At 74.8% G+C, this 9,618-nt stretch carries 7 protein-coding genes and 3 pseudogenes; 4 read left to right on the top strand and 6 right to left on the bottom strand.

Annotated features, from left to right (window positions below; translation table 11 throughout):
- From J7E86_RS29250 to J7E86_RS29275, 6 genes and pseudogenes are all read right to left on the bottom strand, one after another.
- Positions 1 to 1,292 (bottom strand): annotated as a pseudogene (locus tag J7E86_RS29250) (hypothetical protein); the annotation flags it as partial.
- A gap of 84 nt (positions 1,293 to 1,376) precedes the next feature.
- The gene (locus tag J7E86_RS29255; protein WP_374223875.1) at positions 1,377 to 2,306 is read right to left on the bottom strand and encodes a hypothetical protein; all 930 of its coding nucleotides are present in this window, start codon (positions 2,304 to 2,306) and stop codon (positions 1,377 to 1,379) included.
- Positions 2,307 to 2,925: 619 nt separating this feature from the next.
- Complete coding sequence (locus tag J7E86_RS29260) at positions 2,926 to 4,449, bottom strand: hypothetical protein (RefSeq protein WP_215085834.1); 1,524 nt, start codon at positions 4,447 to 4,449, stop codon at positions 2,926 to 2,928.
- Between the two features lie 66 nt (positions 4,450 to 4,515).
- A complete protein-coding gene (gene pcp, locus J7E86_RS29265) occupies positions 4,516 to 5,160 on the bottom strand; it encodes a pyroglutamyl-peptidase I (RefSeq protein ID WP_215085835.1) in 645 nt (214 codons plus the stop codon).
- Positions 5,161 to 5,191: 31 nt separating this feature from the next.
- Complete coding sequence (locus J7E86_RS29270; protein WP_215085836.1) at positions 5,192 to 6,160, bottom strand: DUF979 domain-containing protein; 969 nt, start codon at positions 6,158 to 6,160, stop codon at positions 5,192 to 5,194.
- Positions 6,157 to 6,861 (bottom strand): DUF969 domain-containing protein, encoded by a 705-nt coding sequence (locus tag J7E86_RS29275; RefSeq protein ID WP_215085837.1) that lies wholly within the window; start codon positions 6,859 to 6,861, stop codon positions 6,157 to 6,159. The genes J7E86_RS29270 and J7E86_RS29275 overlap by 4 nt, the downstream gene beginning before the upstream one ends.
- 256 nt (positions 6,862 to 7,117) lie before the next feature.
- On the opposite strand from J7E86_RS29275, the pseudogene J7E86_RS31465 reads away from it, so the two are divergent.
- From J7E86_RS31465 to J7E86_RS29290, 4 genes and pseudogenes are all read left to right on the top strand, one after another.
- Positions 7,118 to 7,702, top strand: a pseudogene (locus tag J7E86_RS31465) (GntR family transcriptional regulator); the annotation flags it as partial.
- A 57-nt stretch (positions 7,703 to 7,759) separates the two neighbouring features.
- Complete coding sequence (locus J7E86_RS31470) at positions 7,760 to 8,560, top strand: LamB/YcsF family protein (RefSeq protein WP_251019853.1); 801 nt, start codon at positions 7,760 to 7,762, stop codon at positions 8,558 to 8,560.
- Positions 8,557 to 9,192: an allophanate hydrolase subunit 1 gene (locus J7E86_RS29285; RefSeq protein WP_215085839.1), complete on the top strand. Its 636-nt coding sequence runs from the start codon at positions 8,557 to 8,559 to the stop codon at positions 9,190 to 9,192. Before J7E86_RS31470 ends, J7E86_RS29285 begins: the two co-directional genes overlap by 4 nt.
- Positions 9,189 to 9,593, top strand: a pseudogene (locus tag J7E86_RS29290) (allophanate hydrolase subunit 2 family protein); the annotation flags it as partial. The gene J7E86_RS29285 and the pseudogene J7E86_RS29290, both read left to right, overlap by 4 nt.
- Between the last annotated feature and the right edge of the window lie 25 nt (positions 9,594 to 9,618).

Here is a 9,618-nt window from a genome sequence, read left to right on the forward strand (position 1 = left end):
GCCTCGCGGATGGCGGCGGCGACGCGGGCGGAGCGGTCGGCGGCGGCGCGGTGGCGCAGGACGGTCTCGGCGGCCTGCCAGGCGGAGTGGAGCGTACGGGCGTCGAGGAGCTCGCGGCGCTGGGCGGCGGCGGACTTCTCGCCGGCGGCCAGCGCGAGGGAGGCGTGGCGGTAGGCGAGCTCGGCGGCGACCAGGGAGCTGCGGCCGCGCTCGGTCTCGGCGTCGGTGACGGCGTGCGCGGCGGCGGCGACCCGCTCGGCGAGCTCGGCGGTGCGGCCGCGCTCCTCCAGGCCGCGCGCGGACAGCCGGCGGGCGAGGGTGCGGGTGCGGCGCTCGGCACCGGCGTGGACGCCGCGGGCCGTCTCGCGCTTGACCGCGGCCTCGGCGATGCGGGTGAGCAGGTCGAGGGAGCCGGCGGTGAAGTCGCGTTCGGCGGTCAGCTCGGCGCGGCGGCCGAGCTTGTGGGCGAAGCCGTGGACGAGGTCGGCGAGGCCGTCGGTGTCGCGGGTGTCGGTGACGGCGCGCAGCAGGAGGTCGGTGAAGTCGGAGTCGTTCTTGACCGCGAAGAGACCGGCGGCCTCGCCCTCGTCGGCGTTCATCTCGCGCTGGTAGCGGAAGAGTTCGGGGTCCAGGCCCAGCTCGCCGAGGTGTTCGTTCCAGCGCTCGTGGATCTCCTCCCACACCACGTCGAGGTTGGGGTATGCCTTGCCGGCCTCGGTGAGGACGTCGCGGAAGCCCTTCATGGTGCGGCGGCGGCCGCGCGCGCCGGAGGCGCCGTCCGCGGCCGGGCGCATGGCGGTCGACTCGGCGACCGGCAGCGAGTCCAGGCTCAGGCCCGGCCCGGGGCGGAAGGAGTACCACGCCTCGGCGAACTTCCGCGGGTCGCCCGAGACCTGGCGGCCGCGCCACTCGCTGACCTTGCCGACCACGACGGACTCGCCGGTGAGGACGTGCTGCCATTCCAGGGCGACGTGCCCGCAGTCGTCGGCGAGGAGGAACTTGCGCAGCACGCCGGAGCTGGCGCCGCCCAGGGTGTTGCGGTGGCCGGGCAGCATCACGGAGAAGATCAGCTTGAGGAGGACGGACTTGCCGCCGCCGTTCTCCAGGAAGAGCACGCCCGCGGGTGCGGGGCGGCGCGGCGGGCCCTTGGGCTCGTCCTCGAAGAACTCCGCCTGCGCGGGCGCCGGGGAGGGCACCGGCTTGCCGACTCCCCGCAGGTCCAGCACGGTGTCGGCGTAGCGCGCACCGGCGGGCCCGATGGAGTAGAGGCGGACCCGGGACAGCTCGTACATGGCGGACTCTCGTTGTCGTGACGGGCGGTTGGTCGGACGGGGGCGGGAACGGTGGATCGGGAACCGTGGATCAGGAGCCGTGGATCAGGAGCCGTGGAACGGCAGGCCGGCGTCGGCGACCAGGTCGAGGTCGTCGGCGTCGTCCGGCGGCAGCAGGGTGGCGCCGCCGGCGCCCACGGGGACGACGCCGAGCTCCAGCAGTTCGGCCATGGCGGCGTTGCCGGCCATGTCGCGGACCTGGAGCTGGTAGCGGGCCGTGGTGCGGTAGGCGCCGCCGGCGTCGTCGCCGGTGCGCTGGAGGAAGCCGGAGTCGACGAGGAAGGCGACGGCCTTGGCGATGATGCCGGTGGTGGAGCCGGCGAGGCGCCGGGCGTCCTTGGTGGCACCGGTCGCGCTGCGGCGCGCGTACACCCGCCAGGCGGCCTCCAGGCCGGGGGCGTCGGTGGTGGGGTCGGTGTTCTCGCCCTGCGCGGCGGCGCGCTCCTCCAGGCGGCGGCACGCCTGGCGTACGAACCCGTCGACGCCGTTGACGGTGATGCGGCCGATGTACCCGTCGTCGGCGAGGTCCTCCGGGCGCGGGAAGGCCAGCGCGGCGACGGCGAGGTGGGCGAGGCCGTGCAGGAAGCGGTCGGCGGAGTCGGCGGTGGCGCGGCGGGCGTAGTCGCCCATCCGGACGGCGAAGACGGAGTCCTCGGCGGCGGTGACGGCCATGCCGGCGCGGGTGGACACCTCCAGGACGATCAGCCCGAGCCCAGCGGCGACGGCGTCGGCGAGGCGCGCGAAGGCGGGGTCGTCGCGGTGGCGGCGCAGGAGTTCGGCGTACTCCGCGTCGCGGGCGGGCAGCAGCTTGGGCTGCAGCCCGAAGGCGATGAGCCGCGCGGCGTCGGCGGCGTCGGCGGGCGTGACGTTGCCGCTGCCGCTCGGGGTGGGCACGGACTCCGCGTCGGGCGCGGTGGGCTCCGCCGGTTCGTAGACGTCGTACTCGGTCACGGTGTAGCTCCCGCTGGGTTCCATGGTGGTGTGAAGCTGCCGGGCCGCGGCGTGGTGGTGACCCGCCACGGCGGGGTGGTCCGCCGTCGCGGCGCACCGGCCGGCTCGACGGTGCCGGACCACGCCGTAGTGGTGGTCCGCCGTCGCGGCGGGACGCCCTGCGACAGGGCCGCGCCCTCATCCCCGCCGCAACGGCGGGACCCCGCACGGCGCGGCTCGACGGTGCCTGACCGGCGACAGGCAACGGCAGGAGCGACAGCCACCGGCCCGGCACCGCCCGACCACACTCGCCGCCACGACAAAACGGCCGGCCGCAGCCATGCGGGCGCCGCACCGGTCAGCGGCGCCGTGGTGATCCGCCGTCGCGGCGGGATGCCCTGCCGGCACACCGAGAGGGCCGCGCCCTCATCCCCGCCGCAACGGCGGGACGCCGCACGGCGCGGCTCGGCGGTGCCGGACCGGCGACAGGCCACGGCAGGAGCGACAGCCACCGGCCCGGCACCGTCCGACCACACTCGCCGCCGCAACGAAACGGCCGGCCGCAGCCATGCGGGCGCATCACCGGTCCGCGCCGGATCCGAGCCTGCCGCAGGCAACCCCGTGGGGCGGATCGCCCGTGCTCCCCCAGCCGGCCGCACGGCCATCACGCCGCCTCCGTGCGGTCCGCGGCCATGCCCGCCGCGTCGAGGAGGGCCGTGCCGACGATCAGGTCCGCGCCCCCGAACTCGATGTCGTCGAGCTGCGTGCCGTCGTCGACGGCGAAGAGCAGCGAGTGCTCGCCCTGGCGGTAGGCCGTGCCGACGGACGGGCTGGCCGCGTGGACGGCCAGGAGGGCGACCAGGTAGGGGAGTTCGGGGTCGCGGCGGCGCGCGTCGGCCAGCAGGCCGGAGAGGCGGCGGGGGGCGTCCGGGGGCAGGGTGAGGAGCTCCATCGCACTCGCGAGCTGTTCCTCGCTGAAGCGGCTGTCGTCCGGCGTCTCGACCAGGTCCGGCTCGGGCATCTCCACACCGAGGTGCTCCCGCTCGGCCGGAGGCGTCAGGAGCATCTCGACGAGGTCGCCGACCCGCACGGAGGCGGGGGTGCGCAGCCCCGTGCCCCGGGCGAAGAACGCGTCCGTGACGCGCCCGGCGCTCTCGACGGGCAGCGGCAGCAGCGGTGCGAGGAGCTGCCCGTACAGGTCGAGGCCGGACGAGGCGGCGGTCGGCGCGAACGCCTGGCGGTCCTGTTCGGCGCGGAAGAGCGGGCCGGCCTCCAGGAGCCGGGACTGCAGCTGCGTGTGGCGGCGGATGCAGTCCTTGACGATGTCGACGAGCTCGGCGGCTCGCCGCTTGTGCTCGGGGTCCTCGGCCTCGTCGCGGGCCTTGCGGATGTTGGTGAGGATCGCGTTCTCGTGGCGGTAGCGGTCGGCGACGTGGTCGAGCGCCTCGGCGATCATGTCGGGGACGGCGCTGAGCCAGTCGACCGCGCGGACGTTGCGGCGCGTGGCGTCGAGGGTCTTGCGGAGCGTCTCGGCGTACTGCACGGTCCGGTAGCGGGCCTGCTCGGCGGCGAGCTGGGCGTCGGCGAGGCGGCCCCGGCTGATGAGGACCTCCAGCTTCACCTCGGCGGCGATCTGGGCGCTGGTGACGTCCGTGTCGAGGGCTCCGACCAGGACGTTGACGGCCTCGTCGGTGGTGCGCAGGAAGACCGTGCCGCCGTGGCCGGGCACTTCCTCGACGAGCTTGAAGTCGTAGTCGCGCCGCACATAGACGCCGTCCTGGCCGAACGTGCCGTAGACGGCGCGGAAGCCGCGGTCGACGCTGCCGACGTTGATCAGGTTCTCCAGGACCCAGCGGGCGACGCGCTCGTGCTCGCCGTGGGGGCGCTCCGGCGCCTGCGCGGCGACGCGCGGCAGCAGGCGGGCCACTATCTGCTCGTGATCGGCTCCGGTGTCGAAGTCCATGTTGAGCGTGACGAGGTCGATGGCGGCCAGCGCCACCTCGGCCATGGCGTAGACGCCGTACTCCCCGGCGAGGTTGGCCTTGCGCGCGTCGAGGTCGTGCAGCGGTGCCGTGCAGGCGAGCGCGCGCAGCCGGCGGGCCAGGCCCTCGTCGGCGGCCGGGCCCGGGGCCGGCCGCGAGGACCCGTTGAGCTGGGGCGGAACGGTCGCCGGGGCTGGAGAAGTCACGTCGCACAGAGTAGGCGCTCACCCTGACAACGGACGAAACGGCACGGGCGAAATGCCCGCCCCGTCCTAGTGTGTGGCTCCTCCGCTCGCACGGATGTCCTGGACGCGCCCGGCCGCGGTGACCGCGATCACACGCAGCGCCTCGGCGACGGCGGCCACGGGGAGTGACGGCAGGGCCCGGTCGGTGACCTGTTCGGGCGCGTACGGTACGTGCACGAATCCGCCCCGCAGCCCGGGGCGTTCGGTCGCGGCGAGGTGCATCAGCCCGTAGAAGACGTGGTTGCAGACGAAGGTGCCGGCGGTCTGGGAGACGGAGGCGGGCAGCCCTGCCTCCCGCACGGCGGCGACGCACGCCTTCACGGGCAGGGTGGCGAAGTAGGCGGCGGGTCCGCCGGGGACGACGGGTTCGTCGACGGGGCTCGCGCCGGCGTTGTCGGGGATGCGGGCGTCGTCGATGTTGACGGCGACGCGTTCGACCGTGATGTCGGGGCGGCCCCCCGCCTGGCCCACGCACAGGACGACGTCGGGGTCGGCCGCCGTGACGGCGGCGCGCAGCGCGTCGAGGGCGCCGCCGAAGACGCAGGGCAGTTGGGCGGCGGTGAGCGTGAGGCCGTCCGGCGGGTGGGCCGCGGCGGCACGGACCGCCTGCCAGGACGGGTTGACGCCCTCGCCGCCGAAGGGCTCGAATCCGGTCAGCAGGATCCGGGTCATGGGCACTCCCCAGCAGGGTCGGACAGGGGTCTCAGAAGGCGAACAGGGCCATGATCACGATATTGCAGCCGAGCAGGGCAACCGCCGTGGGCAGTTGGGCCTTGATCGGCCCGTACTGGTCCTTGAGCTCCAGCAGGGCGGCGGGCACGACGTTGAAGTTGGCGGCCATGGGTGTCACCAGGGTGCCGCAGAATCCGGCCAGCATGCCGATGGCGAGCACGGCGGGCGCGTTGCCGTGCTCCTGTGCCACGAGGACCGGCCAGCCGACGGCGGCGGTCATCACGGGGAAGGCCGCGAAGCCGTTGCCCATGACGACGGTGAAGAGGAACATCCCCACGCAGTAGACGGTGACCGCGATGTAGAGGGAGTGGTCGGGGAGCACCGCCGTGGTGATCCTGCGGACCTGGTCGCCGACCCCGGCGACGGAGAAGATCGTGCCGAGGGTGGCGAGCAGCTGCGGCAGCAGCATGGCCCAGCCCATCGACTCCAGCATCGAGCGCCCGGCGTGCACGGGGGTGGAGAGCTTCCGTTCGCGCACCATCACCATGCCGACGACGAGGGCGACGACGGCGCCGATGCCCAGGCCGAGGATGGTCTCGCTGCCCTTCTGGAGGACGGGCTCACCGCCGACCGAGAGCTTCTTGACGCCGACCGCGCAGATCAGGGCGACGGCGGGGATGGTGAGCGCGGGCACGAAGAGCCTGCTGCCCAGCCGTCGGGCGCTCGCCGCCCGCTCCTCGGGGGTGCTCGTACGGGCCGTACCGCGCCCGGTGAAGCCGAAGCCGGCGAGACAGATCATGACGAGGACGGCGGCGCCGAGCGGTTCGGCCGGCGCGGACTTGTCGGCGACCCAGGTGCCGTAGACGAAGCCGAGGCCGAGCAGCCCCCAGAAGGCGGCGGTGCCGTGGCGCTTGGGGTTGGTGCGGTCGGTGAGCATCTGCGCGGCCATCAACAAGAAGATCGCGCCGACGAGCCAGTAGAACCACTCCGCCTTGATCATTTGACGGCCCCCTCGACCGTTTCCCGGGTGGTCCCGGCCGTGGTGAGCGCCAGCTCGCGGTCCAGGCGCAGCAGTCGCCACCCGTGCACGGCCAGGGCGCACAGGGCGGTCGGGATGGCCCAGAGCGCGAGGCTGAGCGGTTCGAGATGGGTGTGGTAGCTGGTGTTGACGAAGCCGGTGATGAGCAGGATGGAGCCGACGGCCAGGAAGACGTCCTCGCCGAAGAACAGGCCGACGTTGTCGGCGCTGGCGGCGAAGGACCGTATCTTCTCCCGCGTCCTGTCGGTCAGCGGGCCGTGGCGGCGCTCGGCCGCGCCCTCGGCCATCGGGGCGGCCAGCGGGCGGACGGTCTGGGCGTGCCCGAGGACGTCCTTGATCCCGAGGGCGGCGGTGAGCTGGCGCAGCAGGAGGTAGAGGGCGAGGAAGCGGCCGGTGGTGAGCGCGCCGAAGCGGGCTATCAGCCGGCGGGCCTGCTCCTGGAGCCCGTAGCGCTCCAGGAGGCCGATGACCGGAAGGGTGATGACGAAGATCGTCACCGTGCGGCTGGAGGCGAACCCGGTGCCGAAGGCGGCGAGGACGCGCTGGGGTGAGAGGCCCCCGAGGAGGCCGGTGACGATGCCGGCGGCACCGACCACGAGCAGGGGGTTGCGTCTCGTGGCGAAGCCGAGCACGACCACGAGGACGCCCAGGAGAACGATCATGCGTCCTGCCTTCCGGAGTCCCGGTCCTCACTCGAACGAGTGAAGCGACTTGGCGAGGAGGCTAAGATATTGTTCAACAATCCTCAAGGGGGTTCGCGTGCCTTTCCGTACGGCCTTCCGCGTCGCCCCGCGCACCGCCGCTGCTCGCACCCGCTCACCGGTGTCCGCGTCGCCCGACGGCCGTAGCACCTGATACCTGTACTGCTTGACGTCCGCACCGCCCGATGTCCGTACCGCCGCTCAGTTGGGGGTAGCCATGGCCCTGTCCACCGCGCAGCGTGTGGCCGACGTGCTCCGCGACCGCATCCAGGCCGGTGAGCTGCCGCCCGGCACCCGGCTGTCCGAGGAGGCCCTCGGCCGCGACCTCGGCGTCTCGCGCAACACCCTGCGCGAGGCGTTCCGGCTGCTCATCCACGAGAGCCTCGTGGTGCACCTGCTCAACCGCGGCGTCTTCGTCCGGGTCATGGAACCGGCGGACGTCACGGACGTCTACCGCGTACGGGCGGCCCTGGAGACCGCGGGCGTACGGGCCGCGGCCGGCGCGCCGCGGCCGCTGCGCGCCGCCGTCACCGAGGCGGTGGACCGCGCCGAGCGGGCCGCCGCGGCCGGCGACTGGCGCGAGGTCGGCTCGGCCGACCTGCGCTTCCACCGGGCGCTCGCCGCGCTCGGCGGCAGCGCCCGCATCGACGCGGCCATGGACCGGCTGCTGGCCGAACTGCGCCTGGCCTTCCACGCGATGCCCTCGCCACGCCACTTCCACGAACCGTTCCTGCTGCGCAACCGCGCCCTCGCGAAGCTGCTGGAGAACGGCGAGTACGCGCGTGCGGAGACGGAGTTGACCAGCTACCTCGACGATGCCCGACAGCTCATCCTCGACGCGATGCGGGGGGACCTCCTCATGACCGGACCGACCACCGGGACCGCCGCTGGCCCGCGCGCCGGCGGCGTGCTCGACCTCAACGCCGACCTCGGCGAGGGGTTCGGGCGCTGGCACCTCACCGATGACGACGCCCTGCTGTCGGTCGTCACGAGCGCGAACGTCGCCTGCGGCTTCCACGCCGGTGACCCCTCCACGATGCGGCGCGTGTGCGAGCGCGCCGTCGAGCGCGGCGTGCGCATCGGCGCCCAGGTCTCCTACCGTGACCTGGCCGGCTTCGGCCGGCGGGCCATGGACGTGCCCCCGGACGAGCTCGCCGACGAGATCACCTATCAGATCGGCGCGCTGCGCGCCTTCGCGCGGGCGGCCGGCTCGGACGTCGCGTACGTCAAGCCGCACGGCGCGCTCTACAACCGCACGGTGACCGACGCCGAGCAGGCGGCGGCCGTCGTGGCGGGCGTACTGCGGGCGGGCGGCGCCCTGCCCGTGCTCGGCCTGCCCGGCTCGCGGCTGCACGAGGCCGCGGAGCGGGCCGGACTGCCCACGGTCACCGAGGCGTTCGCGGACCGCGCGTACACCGCGGCCGGCACGCTCGTCCCCCGCCGCGCCCCCGGCGCCGTCGTCCTCGATGCCGGCGCCGTCGTCGAGCGGTCGGTGCGCCTGGCCCGCGAGGCGGCCGTCACGGCCCTGACCGGCGAGGACGTCATCGTCCGCGCCCGTTCCCTGTGCCTGCACGGTGACACCCCCGGCGCCGCCGGACTCGCCCTGCGGGTACGGGCGGCACTGGAGGCGGCCGGCGTCCGGCTGGAGGCGTTCGCGTGACCTCCCCCGAGCCGGCTCCCCGCGTCCTTCCCGTGGGACGGCACGCCCTGCTCGTGGAGGTGGCCACCACCGAGCGGGCCCAGGCCCTGCACGCGGAGCTGCTGCGCCGCCGCGCCGCCGGCACCCTACCGCCGGTGCGCGAGATCGTCCCGGCCGCCCGCACCGTCCTGCTCGACGGCCTGGACGAGCCGCGCGCGCTCGCCGCGGACCTCCCGCGCTGGACGGTGCCGCCGCTGACGGCCGCCGACGGCGATCCCGTCGTGCTGCCGGTCCACTACGACGGCGCGGACCTCGCCGAGGTCGCCACCCTGTGGGGCGTCGCCGAGGACGAGGTCGCGCGCATCCACTCCGGGTGCGAATTCCGGGTGGCCTTCTGCGGCTTCGCGCCCGGCTTCGGCTATCTGACCGGCCTGCCGGAGCACCTGCGGGTGCCGCGCAGGGCGACGCCGCGCACCGCCGTCCCCGCCGGTTCGGTGGGCCTGGCCGGTCCGTACACCGGCGTCTACCCCCGCTCCTCCCCCGGCGGCTGGCAGCTCATCGGCCGTACGGACGCGGTGCTGTGGGATGCCGGGCGGGAACCGGCGGCGCTGCTCGCCCCGGGCACGCGGGTGCGCTTCGAGGTGAGCGCGTGAACGGCCTGACGGTCGTGCGGGCCGGGGCGCTGACCACCGTCCAGGACCTGGGCCGGCCCGGTCACGCGCATCTGGGCGTCGGGCGCTCCGGCGCCCTCGACGAGCCCGCGCACCGGCTCGCCAACCGCCTGGCCGGCAACCCGGCGCGGTGCGCGACGCTGGAGACCACCCTCGACGGCTGCGCCGTACGGGCCGACGCCGCGGTGATCGCGGCCGTGACGGGAGCGCCCTGCCCGGTGCGCGTCGACGGCCGGCCGGTGGCGTGGGGCGCGGCGGTCCGGGTGCCGGCGGGCGCGGTGCTCGACGTCGGGCGGGCCACGAGCGGGCTGCGGAGCTACGTGGCCCTGGCGGGCGGCGTGGCCGTACCGCGGGTGCTCGGCAGCCGAGCGCGGGACCTGCTCTAGGGCCTGGGGCCCGGAGCCGCTC

The organism is Streptomyces sp. ISL-11 (genome assembly GCF_018614525.1).
Taxonomy (GTDB): domain Bacteria; phylum Actinomycetota; class Actinomycetes; order Streptomycetales; family Streptomycetaceae; genus Streptomyces.

What these genes read in the sequence shown, in the direction of transcription:
- J7E86_RS29255 (WP_374223875.1), bottom strand. Translation starts at nt 2,306, where the DNA reads ATGGAACCCAGCGGGAGCTACACCGTGACCGAGTACGACGTCTACGAA.
- pcp (WP_215085835.1), bottom strand. Translation starts at nt 5,160, where the DNA reads ATGACCCGGATCCTGCTGACCGGATTCGAGCCCTTCGGCGGCGAGGGC.
- J7E86_RS29270 (WP_215085836.1), bottom strand. Translation starts at nt 6,160, where the DNA reads ATGATCAAGGCGGAGTGGTTCTACTGGCTCGTCGGCGCGATCTTCTTG.
- J7E86_RS29275 (WP_215085837.1), bottom strand. Translation starts at nt 6,861, where the DNA reads ATGATCGTTCTCCTGGGCGTCCTCGTGGTCGTGCTCGGCTTCGCCACG.
- J7E86_RS31470 (WP_251019853.1), top strand. Translation starts at nt 7,760, where the DNA reads ATGACCGGACCGACCACCGGGACCGCCGCTGGCCCGCGCGCCGGCGGC.